Raw genomic sequence first — 22,138 nt, forward strand, 5'->3', positions numbered from 1 at the left:
GATCTTATTGTGGCAATAGCAAATTGGCTATCTTCTGAAAGCCGTAATCTCAGCCATGCTTTGGCAGGAGAAGAAGCATACCGCAATAATCGTCTTACTAAACCTGCACTAATTTCCCTTGCAATTCTTACATTTATTACCTTCATAGGCAATTTTGCACAACTGCAACTTACGGCAGCTCTTCCAACAATTGTGCAAGAATTTGGCATAAGTGTTACAACAGGCCAGTGGCTAACCTCTATTTTCCAGCTGATTATGGCAATTATGGTGCCGCTTACAGCGTTCTTAACTCGCCGCTTTTCAACGCGTCAAATTGTTATTACTTCCATGCTTCTTTTTACAATCGGCTCAGTTCTTGCGTGGCTAAGTAACGATTTTATGATGGCACTTATTGGCCGCGCTCTCGAAGCGATTGGCACTGGCGTAATGTGGCCTGTTTTGCAAATAACCGTCTTCTCCGTATTCCCTGTTACACGACGCGGCATGGCCATGGGTAGTGTCGGTATGGCAATGAGCATTGCTCCAGCAATCGGCCCTACTATTGGTGGTTTGCAAACTGATATTAACGGATGGCGATCAATCTTCTTCTCTCTTACGATTATCGGCATAATCTCCGTGATTTTATCGGTTCTTTTCTTGCATAATTTTGGAGAACACGATCCTAACGCTCACGCCGACTTCTTCTCGGTTGGACTTTCAATTATTGGTTTTGGCGGACTTATGTTCGGCTTCACTAATATTGAAGGATGTGGAATTGCGAATCCGCTTTCTTGGGTTCCTATGGTTGTTGGCGCTTTTGGAATTTCTTGGTTTGTTATAAGACAGTTGCGAGCACAGAAGAGTGGGCGTATACCTCTTCTAGGTATTGGCGTGCTTAAGAATCGTTACTTTATGATTGGCACAATTTGCGCATGCTTAACTTTCTTCGCTTTTAGCTCGATTATGGTGCTTATTCCGCTTTATATTCAGTCTGACCGCGGTTTTTCTGCCACGATGAGCGGCCTAATTCTACTTCCAGGTGCTTTTGGAATGGCGATTTCGCAATATTTTGGCGGACGCATGCTGGATCGTTTTGGCGTTAGACCAGTTGCAATGGCAGGCTCTATTATTCTGCTTTTTGGCACTGTAATGATGAGTCTTATTGACATGAATACGTGGATTTGGTGGATTTCTATTTGGCAATTCACACGCCAAATTGGTATGGGGTTCTTGCTTATGCCAATAACAACCTGGTCGCTTAATTGCTTGCGTCCAGAAGAGCTTGGCGATGGTTCTGCAGTAACTAATACTATGCGTCAGCTTTGGGGTGCGATTGGCGCTCCTGTGCTAGTAGTTACTATGACGGTTCTAACAACGTGGCATCATACTGTTACTGGCACCGGTCACGCAGCAGATGTTGCTGCCAGCATTTTTGGCGTGCAGTGGACGCTACGTATTAGCGCGATTATTACAGCTGTTATGGCACTACTGGTCATTTTTGGTGTTAAAGGTGAAGGAACAGGATCAGCGCATAATCTTGCGCGCAGGGCAATCAATCGAATGCGCGTTATGCATATTCCTCACGCAACAGAGCATCACGATGTTATGCACGATCACACGCATCATCAATACTAAATAGCTCGCAGGCGACCAAAACTACTCACGACTGCGCTGTTTAGGTCGCCTTTCGTTTTAAGACACGTGATTTACTGCACAAATCCAAGATGATGCTGAGTAGCACCAGAGTCTTCGTTGTCAAACTCCCCCGCATCTGCAGCATCAACCAACGTCATGGCAGCATCCGCAAGATCCGGTCGCAACGCGTCCAACCAGTGAATTCGCGCATCTCGCCCAAACCAACCCATTTGTTTGCGCGCTAGCCTACGAGTTTTCTGCGCAATATCCTCAAAAGCCGCATCCTCGCTCCATACGCCATCCAAATAATCCATAATCTGCTGGTAGCCGAGAGCACGAGCCGCCGTAACCCCCAAACGCCCTCGAATTGCACGCACTTCGTCCACAAAACCCTGCTCGCGCATCAACTGCGTACGCAAATTCACACGCTTATCTAAATCGTCACGCTTTAAATCTAAACCAATTTGCAAGCAATCAATCACATACTTATAGCGCGGAAGCGTTGCAGAATAAGGCTTTCCTGTAAGCTCAATCACTTCAAGCGCGCGTATTGTTCGGCGAGGATTGCGCGCATCCATATGAGCTGCAGCAACCGGGTCCTTCCGCTGCAACTCCGCAAAAAGCGCACCCGCACCCTCTTTGCGCTCGCGCTCCTCCAAAGCCGCACGAATAGTCGCATCCGTACCAGGAAAAGTAATATCATCCACGGCAGCGCGCGCATACAATCCAGAACCGCCAACTAAAATCGGCCTAACACCGCGCGACTGCAACTCACGAATGCACTTTCTCGCAAGATCTTGAAAGCGCGCGACTGTCATAGTCTCCTCTGGATCGATAATATCCAGCAAATGATGCGGCACTTCCGCCTGCTCCTGAGCGCTTGCCTTCGCTGTACCAATATCCATATGCCGGTACATTTGATACGCATCTGCATTGATGATTTCCGCGCGCACTCCGCGTTCAGCTAATTTTTTTGCCAGCGCAATACCAAGACCTGTTTTGCCGGAAGCTGTAGGGCCTACGATTGAGATCACTTTTGGCACGTGATTTTGCTTATTTTCTGCCACGTCACGCTCCTTCAACACGTCACGCTCCTCAACTTACGCGCATACAAATCAGATTTATCTTAAATATTATAGATTAACCTACAGTTTAGCAGTTTCTCGAGTATTATAGAAAGACGTGATACTTGATCGTCATAATCGCGTAAACGCAGCAGAATTGTACGCCCGCCTTCACAGCAACGAAGCAATTAGTGAGCAGGGCGTCGAAAACAATACCTATATAGATAACAATACAAATACGCACGAGCAACACGAACACGAGCACGCACACACCACTAATTGCCCAAACTGCGGCAAATCCAACTCCCCAATGCTGCCGGAAGATCAAATCGACGAATTCGTAAACATGATGCAAGTTTACGAAGGCGCAATGTACGAAATAAGCACAAAGCTTGAGATTCTCGACAGCGAATTCCAGGTGCGCTTCTCTCACGACCCAATTCACCACATGGAGCGCAGACTTAAATCGGTCCACTCTATTTTTGAAAAGCTGCAGCGCCGCAATCTGGAAATTTCTACGCGTTCTATACGCGACAATCTTTTCGACGTTGCTGGCATTCGCGTCATCTGCAATTATTGCGACGACGTGTACTCCGTAGCTCAGTACCTTTCTAAACAAACAGATATTCAGGTGCTGCGAGTAAAGGATTATATTAAAAATCCTAAGCAGAACGGATACCGCAGTTTGCATGTGATTTACGCCGTGCCTGTGTTCTTGTCGTCGGGCGCGCATTATACGCCGGTTGAAGTGCAGTTCCGCACAATTGCAATGGATTATTGGGCTAGTTTGGAACATGCTTTGCGATATAAGTCCGGTTTGCCGGACGCAAAGTTGGCCGAGCACTCGCAGACTTTGCTTGATTGCGCACGCAGTTTGCAAAATATTGAGGCGCAGATGCAGGGCATTCACCGCGACATTAACGGCGCTCCTCGCGCTGAAGAAGCACCAAATAGCAGGGCGTAAGAATAGTTGCGTTAAGGCGCACGCACATACTTGCTTTGTGCAAACGTACTAAATTACGTTACAATTTTTAGCATTTTTTAAGATGCATCAGCTAAAATATTATGAGAACGTTGTCTTGACAGCGTTTTATTTCATAGCTGTTAAGGAGAAATTATGACAAACTTTACGCAAGATTATTACGGAGCGAGCGCTCCTGAAGTAATCGACACTAATGCTACTTACGCTTTTGAAAAAGCAAAAAGAATTTCTGTAGGTCGCACTTACGGTGAAATGACAATTGGTCTTGCTGTGACTGCACTAGTTGCAATGTTTACGCAAACCAGTAATTTATTCTTGCAATTTATGCTTGCAACTCGCGGCTGGGGTTGGATTTTGCTAATCGGCGCGCAAATTATCATATCCGTTTTTATGGGCACTCGCATCATGAAAATGAGCACTACTACAGCGCGCGTTCTGTTTTACGTTTATTCTGCTCTAACCGGTTTTACGCTCAGCACTATTTTTATGGTGTTTAGCTTAGGTTCGATTGCGCTCGTATTTGCGTTAACTGCAGGATTCTTCCTTTGCTTAACTATGCTTGCGCTTACTACGAAGATGAATCTACTTAAAGCTGGACCAATTCTTATGGTTGCGCTTATTGCGTTAGTTATTACGCAAGTTATTTTGATGTTCGTCGCTCCTGGTGCGGGCGTATTGCGAATTGTTGCGGCTATTGGAATCCTGATTTTTGCTGGTCTAACCGCTTACGATGCGCAAGCAACGCGTTCTCTTCTTGAACAGTACGCAAATCAGCCAGAAATGGTTAAGAAGCTGTCGATTTTCTGCGCTTTCCAGCTTTATTTGGACTTCATTAACATGTTCATTTATTTGCTGCAGCTGCTTGGGAATAACAGAGATTAGTAGTTCTGATTTTCTAAACATAAAAACCCTGCTGATTCGTTCGGCAGGGTTTTTATTATGCACTCTTTTATGCAATTGTTCCAGACAGTTACTAAAATAACAGTTAGCAGCTGGTGGCTGTACTTACGGACTAGTATTTATTTGAGATTGTTGAATAAGAAGGTTGAGTTTATGCCTGGGATTATTGGCATGTTAGTTAATCGTATTAAAAGTGGTTTAAATCTTAAAGTTTTTAAGCTAATTGTTGGTTCAATTATTTCTAGCTGCATGATTTTTGGCATGATACCTGCTTATGCGGCTTTTGCGCAAAATACGCTTGGGGGGGGGCTGCGTTAACTAAGCCTTCTGCATCTAGTACCGGTAGTGACAGTGTAGCCAAGCCAGAAGATCCAAACAATTTATTTGCTAATAACCCAAAACTTAAGAGAGACTTGTATAACAGCTTGTCTTACTCTCAAAACGATGGTTTTACTTTACCTGATTCTGTTGAAAAGTGGCATCCAACAAAAACAGATATGGAGAAAATCAAAAAGCTTGGTTTAAGCATTGAAGACATTAGTGACATCAGCTTTTTAAAGTATTTTCCAAATCTTGAAGAATTGAAATTAGATCACAATAATATTTCTGATTTAAAGCCGCTTTCTACTCTTACAAATCTTAAAACATTGGATTTGAGTGATAATAATATAAGTGATATTTCTAAATTGGCTGGTTTAACAAATCTTAAAAATTTGAATTTGAGTGGGAATAATATAAGTGATATTTCTAAATTAGCCAGTTTAACAAATCTTGAATCTTTGGACATAAGTATAAACAAAGTTAGTAATGTAGATAGTCTTGTTAGTCTTTGTAATGGCAAGCTTATAAGCATTAAGGCTGAAGAAAATAGTATTAGAAACGTTGATAAGATTTACGCTATTGCTGCTGTAAAAAGCGATAAATTGTTTGCTGATGCCAAAAAAGATCCGTATTCGTATGTGTTATATTCAAAATCCAAATACGATAGTTTGTATGATTTTTCTAACCAGCATATTGAAGAAAATATAACTACTCAGCAGGCTAAAGATGGGTATGAATATACTAAGCTTTTGGCGTCAACTATTAAAGATAAAGATTACAACTTTACTTATAAGTACGTTTATAGATATGTTCCCACTCCATTTATGCGGCCAACTTATATAAATGATAAAACTATTACAATAAACGAAAATGATGGAGTTAAATTAATAAATTTTGACCTAAATAAAACATTAGGATTTGAGTTCTATTCTCATACAGGTGGAGGAAATGTTCATGTTGGTCCTAATTTTTTGTTTAATGGAGAATTGTTGATTCGTCAACATAAGATACAAGATTTTAATATTGAACTTGGATTTGGTGAGGGAAGAGGGATTGATATATCATCTCTAAAATCCAAAGTTGTAATAGACGGATTTAAAAAGGGCACGGATTATTTTGATTTTTCATATTGGGATGCCTGGAATGAAAATATTAATACTGATGGTGCAATTAGCAGGAATGCATATCTGCCTGGCGAATACAATTTTGCTGCAGCTTTAAAATATACACAAGGAGAAGCAAAAGACAACAAGATAATCGGGTATGATTCTGTTGATAACTTTAATATTCACGTTAAAGTAAAAACAATGGCTGAAACGTGGCCTGCTAAAAGTAGTGATGTGAAAATTAATGATATTGATTCGTCTAGTGCTACGCAGTCTAGTAGCAAACCGACTGTGAAATCGATTAGTGATGATGTTAAAAATCAGGTTGAGGGATTATTTGTAACAGGTGGAAAACGTAAATATCCTGCAATTCCTGCTGGTTTAAAGCCTACTGCATGTGATTATTGTGATCCAGAGGATGATGATTGTAATAAGAGAAATTGTGGTAACGAAACAAGCGCTTATTCATTCTATTTGTATGGGCCAATGAATCCTGAACGGACTATTTTCAAAAAAGTAGGAGATTTTTGTGCATATACGAATGATGATGATGTTGATGTTGCATATTATTACAAGGCGCCTACGGTTACGATAGGTGATGATTTTAAAAAAATACCTGACGCAACTGATAAAGATCAAACTGTTAATGTTCCTGTTACGGTTACTTATCTTGATGGATCGCAGTGTAAGTTTTATGCGAGCTTTACTGTAAAGGCAAAGCCAAAGCCGAATCCTGATCCAACGCCGACTCCGCCAACGCCGCCGCAGCCGCAGCCAGAGCCTCAACCTCAACCTCAGCCTCAGCCAGCTCCGCAGCCAACACCAACGCCTGTGCCAACGCCAGATTCGCAGGATCCGTCTGTCACGCCTACACCTGCGCCAATTCCAGATCAGCCTGGAACCCCTTCGAATCAATCGCACATAACGGAACCAGAGATATTACCTAAGCCGTATTTGAAAATAGACGTAACGCCTGATCCAAACATAGGCACAACGCCTAATACTGGTTCAGAAAATATCAATACGACTAATCCGTACATTAATCAAAAGCCAGATGCTGCTAAAAATAATGCCGCTCAAAATGGCGTATCCCAAAATAATGCATCTCAAAATGGCGCAAATTCCTCAAATACGTCTAAGTCAGGCAACAAGGCTAATACAGGCAAAACTGCAAACAAATCAAGCAATAAACGTCACAAGTTATCTAATACTGGAACGGATACATACTGCGTAATCATTGCATCCTTCAGCTTATTAGTGCTTGGATTGCTTGTTGCAATTTCAGCAAGACGCAAAAATGTTGGATCTCAAGAATCTAACAAAATCTAACGAGCTACTATAAAAACCCTGCTGATTCGTCGGCAGGGTTTTTATTTATGTGTTCTACGCTCCAAACATGAGACCAGTCGCGCGCATTTGGAGCGACAAACAACCCCAAACTCTCCAAACGCCGGAAAAATACACGGCAAATGTGGTCAGCCAAGGCAAAAACGACAACAAATGCCAGAGAACTACACGTCGAATGTTTCCCAAACAGGCAACCAGAGACCCTAACGCAGTACGCAATCTGCACTAATGTCCAATAATCTACAATCAGAGAACCTAACGCAGTAACCCATCTGCACCAGTGCCCAAAAATGGGCAAAATGAGACACTCGCGCAGAAAACAGGTCATCGCTCGCAATGCATCGCTCAAGCAGGTCGTCGCGCCAACGTGAAACCAGTCGCGCGCGTTTGGAGCGCAAAACCGCCTCCAACCCTCCAAACGCGAGATGAATTACCCGCATTTGGAGCGATACGCCAGAGCAAACCCTCCAAAAGCGAGCATCAAATCCCGCATTTGGAGCAAGCGCGAAACAACAAAAGACCCCACGAGTTTCCTCGCGGGGTCTTTGTTAAGCCTTAGCTAATACTTTCAGTTAAGAAAATACTAGGCAAGAATCTTGGTCACACGACCGGAACCAACGGTACGGCCACCTTCACGAACTGCGAAGGTCAAGCCCTCTTCCATTGCGATGGCCTGGATCAACTCAACAGTGAATGTTGCGTGATCGCCTGGCTGAACCATCTCAACGCCGTCTGGCAAGGTGATAACGCCGGTGACGTCGGTGGTGCGGAAGTAGAACTGTGGACGGTAGTTGGAGAAGAACGGCGAGTGACGGCCACCTTCGTCCTTGGTCAAGACGTAAACTTCGCCTTCGAACTTGGTGTGTGGGGTCACAGAACCTGGAGCAGCCACAACCTGGCCACGCTCAACGTCGGTACGGGTGATACCACGGAGAAGAAGACCAGTGTTATCGCCAGCTTCGGCCTCATCCATCTGCTTGTGGAAGGTCTCAATGGAGGTAACGGTGGTGGTCTGGGTGTCACGCAAACCAACGATCTCAACTGGGGTGTTGATTGGGAGCTTACCACGCTCAACACGACCGGTAACAACGGTACCACGACCGGAGATGGTGAACACATCCTCGATTGGCATCAAGAATGGCTTATCAAGATCGTGAGTTGGGGTTGGGATGTACTCGTCAACAGCCTTCATGAGTTCCTTGACGGTCTCTACCCACTTGTCGTGATCTGGAGCGTCATCATGCAAAGCACCGTAAGCAGAGGTGCGGATGACTGGGCAGTCGCGATCGAAGCCGTTTTCGTCGAGGAGGTCACGGACCTCTTCTTCAACGAGGTCAATAAGCTCTGGGTCATCAACCATATCGCACTTGTTCAAAGCAACGAGGATCTTCGGGACACCGACCTGCTTAGCGAGCAAAACGTGCTCACGGGTCTGAGCCATAGGACCATCGGTAGCAGCAACCACGAGGATTGCGCCATCCATCTGAGCAGCACCGGTGATCATGTTCTTAACGTAATCAGCGTGGCCTGGAGCGTCCACGTGAGCGTAGTGACGTGCTTCAGTCTGATACTCGATGTGTGCGATGTTGATGGTAATACCGCGTTCCTTCTCTTCTGGAGCGGCATCAATCTGATCGAAGTCATACTGAGGGTTCAAATCAGGATATTCGCTGTGCAGCACCTTGGAGATAGCCGCGGTCAGAGTAGTCTTGCCGTGATCAACGTGACCAATGGTACCAATGTTGACATGCGGCTTAGTACGCTCGTACTTTTCCTTTGCCATGTGTTTGTCCTCCTGGACGTCTCGTAGTTTGCTTCACACGAATGTGTAAAGTCTTTCGCTACATATTTACTGGGTTTCTGGGTTAGGTGCCACTTCGGTGCCAGAACCCAGTCAACGTAGAAATTCTAGCGTTGACCGGGGACAGAAAACACCGAAGTAGCGTGCGCTTTATTCGCCGCGCTGAGCCTTAATAATCTCGTCCGAAACAGCCTTCGGGACCTCTGCGTAAGAGTCCATCTGCATGGTGAACATTGCGCGGCCCTGAGTCTTGGAACGAAGATCGCCGATGTAGCCGAACATTTCGCTCAGCGGCACCTTTGCGTCAATAACCTTAACGCCGGTTGCATCAGTCATAGACTGGATGTTACCGCGGCGAGAGTTCAAATCGCCCATGACATCGCCCATGTACTCTTCTGGAGTACGGACTTCGACTGCCATAATTGGTTCGAGAATTACCGGATTAGCCTTTGGTGCAGCTTCCTTGAAGCACATGGAACCTGCAATCTTGAAGGCCATTTCCGAAGAATCGACATCGTGAGTCTGACCGTCGGTGACGGTTGCTTTTACGCCCACAACTGGGAAGCCAGCCAACACGCCGGATTCCATAGCTTCCTGCACACCTGCGTCGATAGAAGGAATGAATTCCTTGGTAATGTGGCCGCCGGTAACTTCGTTGACGAACTGATAAGTTTCGCCAGATTCTGTGTCGAGAGGCTCGAAGTTCATCAAAACCTTTGCGAACTGACCAGAACCACCGGTCTGCTTCTTGTGAGTGTATTCCTGGTTCATAACAGCCTTACGAATGGTTTCGCGGTAAGCAACCTGCGGCTTACCAACATTCGCTTCGACCTTGAACTCGCGGCGCATACGATCAACGATAATGTCAAGCTGAAGCTCGCCCATACCGGAAATCAAAGTCTGGCCGGATTCCTCATCGGTCTTAACCTGGAAGGTAGGATCCTCGTCAGAAAGCTTAGCCAAAGCCAAGCTCATCTTTTCCTGATCAGCCTTCGTCTTTGGCTCCACAGCCACCTCGATAACAGGATCTGGGAAGGTCATGGATTCCAAGGAAATTGGGTTCTTCTCGTCGCACAAGGTATCACCAGTGCTGACGTTCTTCAAACCAACGAAGGTGTAGATGTTACCAGCTTCTGCGGAATCTACAGGATTTTCCTTATCAGCATGCATCTGGAAGATCTTGCCGACGCGTTCCTTCTTGGACTTGGTGGAATCGTACACGGAATCGCCTGGCTTAACTTCGCCAGAGTAAACGCGCACGAACACGAGCTTGCCATAGAACGGATGGGTGGAAATCTTGAAGACCAAAGCTGCAAATGGATCGGTGTTCACTGGCTTGCGGTCAATTTCAACGGATTCGTCGCCTGGCTTGAAGCCCTTAATGGATGGAACATCCTCTGGGCTTGGAAGGAAGTCAACAACAGCATCCAGCATTGGCTGAACACCCTTATCCTTGAATGCAGAACCGCAGGTTACAGGGAAGGCTTTGCGTTCGATTGTAAGCTTACGAATACCAGCGCGCATTTCTTCTTCAGTAAGTTCGCCAGTTTCGAGATACTTCTCAACCAATTCGTCGTCAGCTTCAGCAACCTGATCCATGAGTTCAGCACGATACTCTTCTGCACGATCCTGCAAATCTGCAGGAATGTCAACGGTGTCGTAGTGAGCACCCATATCGTCCTTAACGTCATTCCAGACGTAAGCCTTCATACGAATCAAGTCAACAACGCCAGTGAAGTCGTTTTCAGCACCGATTGGGAGCTGAATAACGAGTGGAGTTGCGCCGAGCTTCTCTTTGATGGTCTTGACGGAGTAGTAGAAATCAGCGCCAAGCTTATCCATCTTGTTAATGAAGCAAATACGTGGAACGCTATACTTATCTGCCTGACGCCACACGGTTTCAGACTGAGGCTCCACGCCTTCCTTACCATCGAAGACTGCAACAGCACCGTCGAGAACACGAAGGGAACGTTCCACCTCAGCGGTGAAGTCCACGTGGCCTGGGGTATCGATGATGTTGATCTGATAGCGGTCATCAACGTCGTGAGTCTGACGCTTCCAGAAGCAGGTGGTTGCAGCAGACTGAATAGTAATACCGCGTTCCTGCTCCTGAGCCATGAAGTCCATGGTAGAAGCACCATCATGAGTTTCACCGATCTTGTAATTCTTACCAGTGTAGTAAAGAATACGTTCGGTTGTAGTAGTCTTACCAGCATCGATGTGCGCCATGATGCCGATGTTACGAACCATATTCAGGTCGTTAAGCACATCTTGTGCCATATTCTTATCCTTAGCTCTTTAAGATACCGATTATCTTGTGGATTACCAGCGATAGTGAGCAAAAGCCTTGTTTGCTTCTGCCATCTTGTGGGTATCCTCGCGGCGCTTCACGGAAGCACCCAAGCCATTGGAGGCATCGAGAATTTCGTTGGCCAAACGCTCAGCCATTGTCTTCTCACGACGAACGCGGGAGAAGTCAGTAAGCCAGCGAAGGGACAATGTGTTTGCACGAGCAGGCTTAACTTCGACTGGAACCTGGTAGGTTGCGCCACCGACGCGGCGGGAACGAACCTCGAGGCTTGGACGAATGTTATCGAGAGCGCGCTTCAAAACAGAAACTGGCTCCTGCTCGGTCTTTGCCTTCACCTGCTCAAGAGCGGTGTAGACGATGTTTTCTGCGATGGACTTCTTACCATCGAGAAGGATTTTGTTAATCAACTGAGCCACGACGGTCGAGCCGTAGATTGGATCAGGAAGCAACTGATGCTTTTTTGCAGGTCCTTTACGTGACATGTTTTACTTCGCCTTCTTTGCTCCATACAGGGAACGACCCTGCTTGCGGTCCTTGACACCCTGGGTATCGAGCGCGCCACGCACGATGTGGTAACGCACACCTGGGAGATCCTTCACACGGCCACCGCGCACAAGCACAATGGAGTGCTCCTGCAAGTTATGACCTTCGCCTGGAATATAGGCGGTTACTTCAATACCCGAGCTGAGGCGCACACGAGCAACCTTACGAAGCGCGGAATTTGGCTTCTTAGGAGTGGTGGTGTACACACGGGTGCACACGCCACGACGCAACGGGCTACCTTTCAAGGCCAAAGTCTTTGACTTCTTAGGCTTGGCCTGACGTCCCTTACGGACGAGTTGTTCAATCGTAGGCAACTTAAGTTCTCCGATTCATTGATATGTTCTGTTTGGTGAAAACCGCCACACTGCAGCACACCTTAAACCTGAATCGGTTAAAAGAGTAAAAGCCACAGTCCACCGGCCCGATGGCCCTTGCGCCTCCAGTCACGCATTACTGCGCGCTATCTTTGGCACTTGGGATATCCCAACCTGCACGCCTATCACATAAGGCACGCCGTTGGCACACACGAATTACTATTATACACCAAAGTTTGACAATGCTTCTAACTAAATCACAAAAGCAAAATCAAACCAAGCTCAAGCCCAACTCAAGCCAAGCTCAAACTCAATTAAAACCAAAATCTACTTAAGAATTGGTCGCACAGGAGCGGAAACATCGAGCCTATGCTTATCTCCTATTTTGCTAGGATCGTCAATAATTTTAGCAACAATAGCCTTTTTTAATTCAATTTGTGAAGAATTTCCCCAAACAATAGTTCGCTTTACGTCACCAAGTTCCGTTTCAACAGAATCCTGCGTTTTTGCACTAACTTTCGTAACTCTAGCGCGCATTGATTCCGGCAGCGAGCTTACGATTTTCACAGCTTCAAGAACGGCTCTATTGTTTAGGCTTCGTTGAATATCCCCTACTTCGATTACCGGAATACCTTTAATAGACGCCTGCGCTACGGCATTTAAAACTCTACCCTTTGCATCCACAGCTGTGAGCTTACTGCTTTCGCGAGTTTTAAGCATTGCTGCAGGACGCTGAGCTCTAACCGTAATTTGTAAACTATGCGGGAAATTTTTAGTAACTTTTGCTTCAGTTACGCCAGGAATATCTTTAAGCTGACCAATTACTTCTTGCGAAGATACCAAAAACAGCGATTTGTCTACTTGAGTAGACGCTATCGATTCGATTTTCTGCTCACTCACCCATTCGTTAGAACCAGAAATAGTAATATCGTCTAGCTGAAGACGAAATGCCGGTGAGAAAAACAGAAGCCATAAAAGCGCTGCAAGAACTGCAATAACAGCTATCACAGCTAAAACACGTTTAAGCGTAAACTTCAAATAAGCGGATTTACGTTCTTTTAAGCGCTCTTTGAAATTGACGATTCTAGGACGAGTCATCATTCCAAAAGATCCAGAAGTTTGACTTAACGTTTTCTTTATGAAGTCAAGACCTGGCAAGCGCCTAGCATCAACAAATTTGCCCTGATTTTTTTCTTCGCGATTAGGATTCGTATCTGCTAAATTAAGGCTTTTAACAGTGCGAGGATGCGGCTTATTTTCAGAAGAATCATTTGATTTACTAACAATCACGCGACCCATACCGCTCCTTTCTTCGTGAAGTTTAAGTTTCCTAAAGACTAGCAGATATTTCTTAATACTTCGTAAATTATTTTTATAACGCTTCTAGCATAACAGACGTCATATCAGTAATACTTCCAGCACCAACAGTAAGAAGAACATCTCCGAATTTTGCGCGCGCAGCCAGTTTCAACGCAGCCTCACGCATATTTTCCACAGCCTCAATTTGTACATTAAGATTCTGTGATTTTGCAGCCTCAACAATAGTTTCTGCATGAATATTAGGAAAATCTTCCTGCTTTTCGCGAGCTGGAAAAATGCCAGTAACAATCACATCGTCAGCCAAAGCCAAAGCATTAGCAAACTCACTGGCAAAAGCACGAGTCCTAGAGAACAAATGCGGCTGGAACAGCACACGCAATTTCGCTGAAGTATAGCGTCTTCTAGCAGCACGAAGTAAAGCTTCAATTTCCGTTGGATGATGCGCATAATCGTCAACAACAGTAACACCGTTAACGCATCCTCGAATATCGAATCTCCTAGAAGCTCCCCTAAAACTTTGAGCACCACGAGCCGCATCTTCCGGCTTCATTCCAAGCAATACTGCAGCAATAATAGCAGCCGAAGCGTTACGCGCATTGTGCAATCCTGGAATTAGCAAACTAACTTCTAAGCTTACTGAATCTTCTATTTTTCCAGCATTTCCGGCAAGATTTCCAGCAATATTTCCAGGCAAAACAAGCGTAAATACTTCTCGCCCACTTACAGCCTGCTCGCTTTCATGCTTAATACCAGCAAACTGCGCCAAATTTTGCACGCGAGCGCTAGTTGAAGCCCACGAATCGTAAGCACCGTAAGCAATTGTTGCGCGCAAAGTTTCATCCGACATTTTTTCAAGAACTTTTCTAGCACCTTCGTCATCAGCGCAAATTATTACGTGACTAATAGCGTGACTTACGTGCTCAACAAAAGCTTCACGGTAACGTTCGCTAGAACCGTAATGATCTAAGTGATCCGCTTCAGCATTTGTTACGATTGCAATACTCGGGCGATATTTTTCAAAGCTTCCGTCTGATTCGTCAGCTTCAGCAACCATAACGCTTCCCTTACCCGCGTGACCGCCATCAATAACAGTGCCATCTGCAGCCTGTATTGATCCGCCAATCGCGTAGCTTGGGTCTGAAAGTTTTCCAGTTCCAGCAACGCTTAGTATGTGAGAAAGAAGCGAGCTTGTGGTTGTTTTACCGTGAGCTCCTGCAACAGTAACCCCAGTTTTTGCGGCAAGAAGTAGCGCAAGAATATCGCTTCTATGCACGAGTTTTACACCATGGGCGTAAGCTGCCACAATTTCTGGATTATTCGGCTTAATTGCGCTTGAATACACGAGCACATCTGCGCTGCTAATATGAGAAGCGTTTTGCCCAATTTCTACCGCAATACCTAATTCTTCCAAACGCTTTGTGTGATCGTTTTCTTCGCGGTCGCATCCGCTAACACTCACGCCTTCTTCGTGAAGCATTTCTGCAAGAACACTCATTCCTGCTCCACCAATGCCAATAAAATGCACTCTTCCAAGAGTGGATGCGTTTTTAGAATCTTCAAATGCAGCTTTTATTGGATTTAGAGTGATTTTAGAGCATAGCAAATCCGCATTTTTGTAAGCTAAATCCGCATTTTTGTAAGCTAAATCCGCATTATTATTAACATTCGACATTATTTTCTGCTTCCTTTTGCGATTTCAAGAATACGCTTTGCCATAACGTCTGCCGCGTTACGAATACCATAATTCCATGATTCTTTTCGCATATTTTGCAAACGCTTACTATCTTCTAATAAATCTATTCCTTCAAGATTTAACCATTGAGCACTAAAATCGCAATCGTTTACCATAACTGCACCGCCAGCTTTTACAACCGGCTCAGCATTAAAACGCTGCTCACCGTTACCAATAGGAAGCGGCACATAAACTGCAGGCAATCCTAAAGCGGAAATTTCGGCAACAGTTCCAGCTCCAGCCCTGCAAATAACCAAGTCTGCACAAGCAAAAGCCCAGTCAATACGCTCTAAATATTCCGCAATATGATAATCGCCTTTTCCAGCATTTTCAGGACTAATATCGTTTATTTGCGATTCACCTACTTGCTTTGCAACTATGCTTCGCACTTCTTCCGCTTTTGCGCGACCAGTTAAATGTATGACTTGCGCATGCTGCAAAATTTCTTTAGAAGCTTTAGCCACAGCCAGATTGATGCTTTTTGCTCCTAAAGAGCCTCCAGTTACCAAAATAATTGGTCGCTTTGGATCTAATCCAAGCTTGCAAGCGCCTTCAACTGCAGCCGATCCTCTATCTTCTTCTAGTTTTTTGCACAATGTAGAAATAGCAGGGCGAAGCGGCAATCCTACTCTTTTTGCTTCAGCACCGTTTTTTGCGTGCAAACCAGTGGTATTGTACACAGTTCCTATTTCTTCAGCCCATTTAGCACCTAATTTATTTGCCATTCCGGCTTTAGCATTCTGCTCGTGAATCACAATAGGAATATGCTTAGAATGAGCTTTAAAATAGACTGGAGCAGAAGCGTAGCCGCCGAATCCAACTACAATATCTGCCTTTCGTTTTAATAAAATATTTTGAACTTTGCGTGTTTCTTTAATCCAGCGCAAAGGGAATTTTAGTGCGTCAAGATTTGGTTTTCTAGGAAAAGGCACTTTTTCTATAGTGTCAAGTTCGTATCCTGCTTCTGGAACAAGATCTTTTTCCAATCCAACAGCTGTACCAATTACGCTAATATAAGCGTTTGGTTCCATACGTTTTAATGCGTCCGCAACAGAAAGTAGTGGATTAACATGTCCTGCAGTTCCCCCTCCTGCAAGCACAATATGCACTTCTTCCTGATTAGCATTAGTTTGATTCATTATTTCCCCGATTCTTCAATTGTGCTACTATTTTTCCATTTTAAGCTGTGGGTTTGCTCGCATAAGACCATCAGCGACTCCTACTGCAACCAAACACATAACAAGCGAAGATCCGCCTGCAGACACAAACGGCATAGGAACTCCCATAACCGGCAATAGTTGCACTACTACAAGAATATTAACTAAGCCTTGACCTACAATCCACGTTGCTATGCACATTAAAGTTATTGAAATAAACTTAGATTTTGTTTGAAGCGCGGAAGAAAGCATGCACCAGCCGATTATTATGTACAAAATAACTACTGCAGCCGCAACCAAAAATCCCATTTCTTCGCCAATAATTGCAAAAATAAAATCGTTATGAGCGTAAGGTAAATAATTCCATTTTTCGCGCGAGTTACCAATGCCAACGCCTAAGAGTCCTCCGGAAGCCATTGCGTATTGTGCGTGAATTGCTTGGAAGCACACGCCTTTAGCTGCTTTAGCGTCGCAACCGTGCAATGTTGCGAGAATTCTTCGCATACGATTTTGACTTGTTAAAACCAAAAGAGCAACCATTATGCAAGCAATAAATATGCTTCCAACAAGCCATTTGGTTGGAAATCCACCTAAATAGAAAGCTATAAGAGCAATAAGAATAATAATTAAAGCAGTACCAAGATCTTTACCGGCAATAACTAGAAGCAAAGATACGCCTAATCCGGCTGCGGCGGGAATATAGGCTCGCATTTGAACACGCTTATACGCTTCTTTTGCGGCAAGAAGTGCGATTGGAAGCCAAATACACAAAGATAGTTTTGTGATTTCTGCAGGTTGCAAAGTAATAGGGCCAAAAGCAATCCAGCCCGCGTTACCATTAACCTCTCGACGCAAACCTGGCACAAAGGTTAAAAACTGAGCTACGGCCGCAACAGCATAAATAATCGCAACATATTTTCTGTAGTACGAAACAGGCACGCGAGAAGCAAAAATATAGCCAATCATGCCCAAAATGCAGTAAAGAGTTTGGTTTACACCCTGCCCCCAAGGTGCAACTCCGTAAGTAATCATTGTTACCGAGGAGCTAGAAAACACCATAAATAAGCCAAATATCGATAAAATAATTACCGATATTCTCATTCCGTATAAGCACCACAGAGGATTTGTTAAACTTTTCCACCCAAGATAATGCTTAAGCGCTAAATCTTGACCCTGCTCTTCACCACTTTTTTTGTGCACTAATGAGCGCAACCACTTAATCGGCTTATTGTTGTTTAATACCATGATTGTGTACCCATCGTTGAGATTCTTCAGCAAAGCGATTTCCACGATCAGCATACGAAACGAATTGATCCATAGAAGCACATGCTGGAGCAAGAAGCACAACATCACCAGGCTTAGCGTAACGCCCGGCAGCTTCTACAGTTTGTTGCATAACAGCTTCGCCGAATGAAGAATCAGCATTTATAAGCGAATTATGCTCAATCCGCGCGCAAACCGCATCGTCAATACCATTATACGATTCAGCACTAGAACCGTCTGGAGCAACAATAGTTACAGGAATATTTGGAGCAGAATTATGAAGAGCTTCAACAATAGGACGCTGGTCTACGCCAATAACAACAACAGCTTTAATCACATGAAGCTGATTTGCTACTAAATCTTCAAAACAACCGCCTTTTGCCAAGCCGCCAGCAATCCAAACTACCGAATTATTAGCAAAACTTGCTAAAGACGCGGCTGCAGCGTGAGCATTAGTTGCTTTAGAATCATCAACGAATCGAATAGAATGCGAAGGATTGCAATCTTGAGCCTGCAAAGTTGCAACAGTTTGAATTCGATGACCGCCTGGAGCAAACTCGCATAAAGCACGAACTGCAGCATCAACGTTTCCAGTTAAGCCAAGAGCCAAAGCCAATGCTGTAAGAGCGTCAGCCAACAAATGTGGGTAAACTGTGCCATCTGGCTCGCATAAATGCCGCAAATCACGCAAAGCAACAATAGGCTTCAATACTCCAGGATCTCCCCCAGCAACACCGCTGTTATCAACAATCCAACCGTCTTTAACACCAATTTCGCCCAAAGAAGGCTCAGCTAAAGTAAATCCAATACGCTTGCAACTCGAAGCCACTTTTGCAGTTTGAGCTAATGCTTTAACTCTTTCATCTTGAGCATTGTAAACTAAAGCTTTGCGAACATTATTAAAAACTTTTGACTTGTCGTGAGCATAAGCTTCCATGCCACCATGCCAATCTAAATGGTCGGCAGCAATATTCGTAATAGCAGCACAATCAAGAGCCAAAGAATCAGTAAAATGCAGCTGGAAGGAGCTTAATTCAACGCATAAAGCGTCGTGATCAGCTTCCAAAGCCGCATGAGAAACAGATTTTCCAATATTTCCCACAGCTGGAGCATCTAATCCACAAGCGGTTAACATTGCTGAAGTCATTTCTGTAGTGGAAGTTTTGCCATTAGTTCCGGTAATACCAATCCAATAAGCAGGTTTATTTGTGCGCTTAGAAGGAACGCGCAAACGCCACGCTAATTCAACTTCGCTCATTACTGGAATATTATGCGATTGAGCTTCTTGCAAAAATGGTGTACGCGGATTAAAAACCGGAGAAGTCACCACAGCGTCTATTTTAGACCAGTTAATTTCTTCAAAATTATGAATATCAGCTTCAGGCTTTTTTTCGTCTGCAGTTATAGGATTAGACCCAACAGCTCGCAAAACTTCAACAGCTCCACGTCCAGAAACACCGAGGCCTGCAACAAGAACATTTTTGAACGTGAACGTGCTACTGCACTCGCATGATGATAGTGAAACAGACGAATCAGAACTCTTAAGAGTACTCATATTGAAGCCTTCCAATTTTTATATTAAATAAGCAATCCAGAACGACCTGCCCAATCCGCGTAGAACATCATAAGCGCAGAAAGAACAAACATAAGCTCAATCATCCAAAAACGCACAACAACCTTTGTTTCCGTCCAACCGAGCAATTCAAAATGATGATGAATAGGAGCCATTTTGAAAACGCGTTTATGCGTTGCTTTAAAGAAGCCAACCTGAATAACATCACTTGCAGCTTCCATTACGAACAGTCCGCCCAAAATTACTGCCAAAAACTCTGTGTGCGTAGCAATAGAAATAGCAGCAAACAAGCCACCCAACGCAAGAGAGCCAGTGTCTCCCATAAATACTTGAGCAGGATTGGAATTAAACCACAAGAAACCGAAGCATGCAACAGCTGCACAAACGGAAATAATAGTTAAATCAAGAGGATCAGAAACAGCGTAAGAGAAGCCAAAATGACCGCCGCCGCGCACATGGTAGCTTTCCCAAAAAGCAATCAAAGCGTAACCTGCAAAAGCAATCATAGAAGAGCCAGAAGCTAATCCATCAAGACCATCGGTCAAATTTACAGCATTAGACCATGCAGCAACTAGGAAATTCACCCAAATAATAAACACAACAATTCCAACGCCCTTACCGAGTATTGAAAAATCAAAGAATGGTCGCTCAATAAAACTCATTCCAGGCTGAGCGCTAGCAATACCGGATTGCGTTGGAAGAAGCAAAGCAAGAATAGCGTAAATACTTGCAAAAACAATCTGCCCAATGAATTTAGCATGCACAGAAAGACCAAGATTCTGCTTTTTTCTAACCTTAGCAAAATCGTCAATGAAGCCAAGCAAACCCATAGAAAGCATGGCAAAAAGCACTAAAACAGCAGACCAGGAAGGTGCCCTTCCAACAGCCATGTAACGGTAAAGTGCAGAAGCAGCCCAGCCTGCAACAACGGCAAGATTAATAACAACACCGCCCATAGTTGGAGTTCCGCGCTTTACTAAATGAGATTGCGGTCCATCCTGACGAATGTACTGCCCATAATGCAAGCGGTGCACCAAACGAATAAGCAGAGGCGTGCCTATAATCGTCACAACTAGCGACACAACAATTCCGATAATAAGCGCAATCACCGCTTAACCTCCGTTTTATATTCCGTTTGCACTACTTATTAATACTGGCCCAACGTTCAGCCAACACACTTAATCCTGAGGCATGCGAACCTTTCAATAACACAACACTACTCGGATGGTCGGCCACAATCTTCCAAACAAGTTCATTAGCCTCATAAGAGCTATGAGCTAAATGCACTGCATCATTGGCTGAAAGCTTTTTATTTTCCCAAGAATTGCGAGCGCCGTGCGCAATACACTGGGCTAAATTGTCTAAATCAGAATCCGTTTTTGAGCCAACAGCTATAACAGCATCAACATTTGACTTAGCAGCATATGAGCCAATATTTTCATGCAATTCGCACTCATTTTTGCCGAGTTCAAGCATTGAACCTAAAACAGCAATTCGGAAAACATTAGACTTCTTTGCATTGTCTTTACTTTCGTAAGCACATAAGCCGTCAAGTCCAGCTTTCATAGAATCAGGGTTAGCATTAAAGGAATCGTCAATAAGCGTAAACTCTTTGCCATCATAAGAAACGGTACTAAGCTGCATGCGATGCGGACTAATATGTGAAACTTTGCCAAGAACATCCGCAATATTTTCTAAAGGCATACCAAAATAGCGAGCAACATTTGCTGCAGCAAGAGCGTTCATAACATTATGCTCGCCTTGTATAGCAAGATGAACTTGCGTTTTATTCGTGCATTCAGAAGAATCTTCAGAAGATTTTTCAGAAGATTTTTCGTATTCGCTAAGCGTAAAAGTTGGCTTCCCAAAAGAATCAAGTTCTACGCAACTCGCACAAAGTTGATACTCGCTTTTAGGAGCTGATTCAAGCAAACCATTTTTAAGATTTCTGCCAAAGTAACGAACATGATCTTTGTCTGCAAGATTACTCATTGCAAAAACCCTAAAATCGTCCGCGTTTAACACTGCAATACCATGCGGCACAAGCCCTTGCACAATCTCACTTTTTGCCTGAGCAATGCGCTCAACTGAACCAAACTCTCCCAAGTGAGCAACACCAACTTTAAGCACAACCGCAATATCTGGTGGAGCAATTTTTGTTAAATTCGCAATTTCGCCAACATGGTTAGCACCCATTTCTGCTACTAAGAATCTAGTAGATGGGCCAACTTTTAAAGAGGTTAAAGGCAAGCCGATTTCGTTATTAAAAGATCCAACAGGAGCAACAGTTTCACCCAAAGTGCTAAGCAATGATTTAAGCATATCTTTAGTTGTTGTTTTTCCAACAGAACCAGTAATCCCAACAATTGTAAACGGCTGCTGTAATTCGCGTCTACGCTGCAAATTATGTTTAGCAAGCAATCCTAAAGCTTCAACGGAATTTTTAACAACAATCTGAGTAATATAAACGTCTTTTACAAAATGCTCAACAATTGCTAATACGGCCCCAGATTTTTCAGCGCTTTTTACATAGTCGTGACCGTCAACATGTTCACCAGCGATTGCAACAAAAACGGATCCTTCACGAACTTCACGAGAATCAGTAAAAACGGATGTAGCAGTAATGTTTTCTTGCTTTGTATTAGAGGAATTATTTTGATTACTAACATGCACAGTGCCATCGACTGCAGAAGCAATTTCAAAAACACTCATAGGCATCATGCTATTTTGCGTCTTCGCTTCACTAATTGCCTCATGGTTTTGATCACAACTCATAAAATCCTCCTAAAT

General features: G+C 44.1%; 17 protein-coding genes. 5 read left to right on the forward strand and 12 right to left on the reverse strand.

Annotated features, from left to right (window positions below; genetic code table 11):
• Positions 1 to 9 precede the first annotated feature (9 nt).
• Positions 10 to 1,614 carry an MDR family MFS transporter gene (locus tag HXT33_RS04880; RefSeq protein ID WP_421786791.1) on the forward strand — a complete coding sequence of 535 codons (1,605 nt, stop codon included), beginning with the start codon at positions 10 to 12 and terminating at the stop codon, positions 1,612 to 1,614.
• Positions 1,615 to 1,685: 71 nt separating this feature from the next.
• On the opposite strand, the gene miaA is transcribed toward HXT33_RS04880, so the two are convergent.
• A complete protein-coding gene (gene miaA / locus HXT33_RS04885; protein WP_421786793.1) occupies positions 1,686 to 2,681 on the reverse strand; it encodes a tRNA (adenosine(37)-N6)-dimethylallyltransferase MiaA in 996 nt (331 codons plus the stop codon).
• Positions 2,682 to 2,796: 115 nt separating this feature from the next.
• Between miaA and HXT33_RS04890 the strand changes: the two genes are divergently transcribed.
• From HXT33_RS04890 to HXT33_RS04905, 4 genes are all read left to right on the forward strand, one after another.
• Complete coding sequence (locus tag HXT33_RS04890; RefSeq protein WP_421786795.1) at positions 2,797 to 3,642, forward strand: GTP pyrophosphokinase; 846 nt, start codon at positions 2,797 to 2,799, stop codon at positions 3,640 to 3,642.
• A gap of 153 nt (positions 3,643 to 3,795) precedes the next feature.
• Complete coding sequence (locus HXT33_RS04895; protein ID WP_410314467.1) at positions 3,796 to 4,542, forward strand: Bax inhibitor-1/YccA family protein; 747 nt, start codon at positions 3,796 to 3,798, stop codon at positions 4,540 to 4,542.
• A 171-nt stretch (positions 4,543 to 4,713) separates the two neighbouring features.
• Positions 4,714 to 4,878 (forward strand): hypothetical protein, encoded by a 165-nt coding sequence (locus tag HXT33_RS04900; protein WP_410314468.1) that lies wholly within the window; start codon positions 4,714 to 4,716, stop codon positions 4,876 to 4,878.
• 95 nt (positions 4,879 to 4,973) lie between these two features.
• The gene (locus tag HXT33_RS04905) at positions 4,974 to 7,316 is read left to right on the forward strand and encodes a leucine-rich repeat domain-containing protein (protein WP_421786797.1); all 2,343 of its coding nucleotides are present in this window, start codon (positions 4,974 to 4,976) and stop codon (positions 7,314 to 7,316) included.
• 601 nt (positions 7,317 to 7,917) lie between these two features.
• Here HXT33_RS04905 and tuf read toward each other — a convergent pair.
• The 11 genes from tuf to HXT33_RS04960 all read right to left on the reverse strand — a co-directional run bounded on the left by tuf (position 7,918) and on the right by HXT33_RS04960 (position 22,123).
• A complete protein-coding gene (gene tuf, locus HXT33_RS04910) occupies positions 7,918 to 9,117 on the reverse strand; it encodes an elongation factor Tu (protein ID WP_004136843.1) in 1,200 nt (399 codons plus the stop codon).
• 168 nt (positions 9,118 to 9,285) lie between these two features.
• Positions 9,286 to 11,415, reverse strand: coding sequence for an elongation factor G (gene fusA / locus HXT33_RS04915; RefSeq protein WP_004135467.1), 2,130 nt, complete (start codon positions 11,413 to 11,415; stop codon positions 9,286 to 9,288).
• A gap of 42 nt (positions 11,416 to 11,457) precedes the next feature.
• Positions 11,458 to 11,928, reverse strand: a complete 471-nt coding sequence (gene rpsG / locus HXT33_RS04920; RefSeq protein ID WP_004127577.1) for a 30S ribosomal protein S7 — start codon at positions 11,926 to 11,928, stop codon at positions 11,458 to 11,460.
• Between the two features lie 3 nt (positions 11,929 to 11,931).
• A complete protein-coding gene (rpsL, locus tag HXT33_RS04925) occupies positions 11,932 to 12,303 on the reverse strand; it encodes a 30S ribosomal protein S12 (RefSeq protein ID WP_003813881.1) in 372 nt (123 codons plus the stop codon).
• 327 nt (positions 12,304 to 12,630) lie between these two features.
• Positions 12,631 to 13,602, reverse strand: a complete 972-nt coding sequence (locus HXT33_RS04930) for a cell division protein FtsQ/DivIB (protein ID WP_421786799.1) — start codon at positions 13,600 to 13,602, stop codon at positions 12,631 to 12,633.
• Between the two features lie 73 nt (positions 13,603 to 13,675).
• On the reverse strand, positions 13,676 to 15,295 hold the full coding sequence (gene murC / locus HXT33_RS04935) for a UDP-N-acetylmuramate--L-alanine ligase (protein ID WP_421786801.1): 1,620 nt from the start codon (positions 15,293 to 15,295) through the stop codon (positions 13,676 to 13,678).
• On the reverse strand, positions 15,295 to 16,494 hold the full coding sequence (locus tag HXT33_RS04940) for a UDP-N-acetylglucosamine--N-acetylmuramyl-(pentapeptide) pyrophosphoryl-undecaprenol N-acetylglucosamine transferase (RefSeq protein ID WP_308582943.1): 1,200 nt from the start codon (positions 16,492 to 16,494) through the stop codon (positions 15,295 to 15,297). Before HXT33_RS04940 ends, murC begins: the two co-directional genes overlap by 1 nt.
• 27 nt (positions 16,495 to 16,521) lie before the next feature.
• Complete coding sequence (locus HXT33_RS04945; protein WP_421786804.1) at positions 16,522 to 17,757, reverse strand: peptidoglycan glycosyltransferase FtsW; 1,236 nt, start codon at positions 17,755 to 17,757, stop codon at positions 16,522 to 16,524.
• Positions 17,738 to 19,330 (reverse strand): UDP-N-acetylmuramoyl-L-alanine--D-glutamate ligase, encoded by a 1,593-nt coding sequence (gene murD / locus HXT33_RS04950; protein ID WP_421786806.1) that lies wholly within the window; start codon positions 19,328 to 19,330, stop codon positions 17,738 to 17,740. Before murD ends, HXT33_RS04945 begins: the two co-directional genes overlap by 20 nt.
• 23 nt (positions 19,331 to 19,353) lie before the next feature.
• Positions 19,354 to 20,457 carry a phospho-N-acetylmuramoyl-pentapeptide-transferase gene (gene mraY, locus HXT33_RS04955; protein ID WP_004127598.1) on the reverse strand — a complete coding sequence of 368 codons (1,104 nt, stop codon included), beginning with the start codon at positions 20,455 to 20,457 and terminating at the stop codon, positions 19,354 to 19,356.
• Positions 20,458 to 20,488: 31 nt separating this feature from the next.
• Positions 20,489 to 22,123, reverse strand: coding sequence for a UDP-N-acetylmuramoyl-tripeptide--D-alanyl-D-alanine ligase (locus HXT33_RS04960; protein WP_004136834.1), 1,635 nt, complete (start codon positions 22,121 to 22,123; stop codon positions 20,489 to 20,491).
• Between the last annotated feature and the right edge of the window lie 15 nt (positions 22,124 to 22,138).

The organism is Gardnerella sp. DNF00753, assembly GCF_049244275.1.
Lineage (GTDB): Bacteria > Actinomycetota > Actinomycetes > Actinomycetales > Bifidobacteriaceae > Bifidobacterium > Bifidobacterium greenwoodii.

Excerpts from the sequence above, each read along its gene's own strand:
- HXT33_RS04930 (WP_421786799.1), bottom strand. The coding sequence starts at position 13,602 with ATGGGTCGCGTGATTGTTAGTAAATCAAATGATTCTTCTGAAAATAAG.
- HXT33_RS04960 (WP_004136834.1), bottom strand. The coding sequence starts at position 22,123 with ATGAGTTGTGATCAAAACCATGAGGCAATTAGTGAAGCGAAGACGCAA.
- rpsG (WP_004127577.1), bottom strand. The coding sequence starts at position 11,928 with ATGTCACGTAAAGGACCTGCAAAAAAGCATCAGTTGCTTCCTGATCCA.
- HXT33_RS04940 (WP_308582943.1), bottom strand. The coding sequence starts at position 16,494 with ATGAATCAAACTAATGCTAATCAGGAAGAAGTGCATATTGTGCTTGCA.
- HXT33_RS04900 (WP_410314468.1), top strand. The coding sequence starts at position 4,714 with ATGCCTGGGATTATTGGCATGTTAGTTAATCGTATTAAAAGTGGTTTA.
- tuf (WP_004136843.1), bottom strand. The coding sequence starts at position 9,117 with ATGGCAAAGGAAAAGTACGAGCGTACTAAGCCGCATGTCAACATTGGT.
- fusA (WP_004135467.1), bottom strand. The coding sequence starts at position 11,415 with ATGGCACAAGATGTGCTTAACGACCTGAATATGGTTCGTAACATCGGC.
- murD (WP_421786806.1), bottom strand. The coding sequence starts at position 19,330 with ATGAGTACTCTTAAGAGTTCTGATTCGTCTGTTTCACTATCATCATGC.
- HXT33_RS04945 (WP_421786804.1), bottom strand. The coding sequence starts at position 17,757 with ATGGTATTAAACAACAATAAGCCGATTAAGTGGTTGCGCTCATTAGTG.
- murC (WP_421786801.1), bottom strand. The coding sequence starts at position 15,295 with ATGTCGAATGTTAATAATAATGCGGATTTAGCTTACAAAAATGCGGAT.
- HXT33_RS04895 (WP_410314467.1), top strand. The coding sequence starts at position 3,796 with ATGACAAACTTTACGCAAGATTATTACGGAGCGAGCGCTCCTGAAGTA.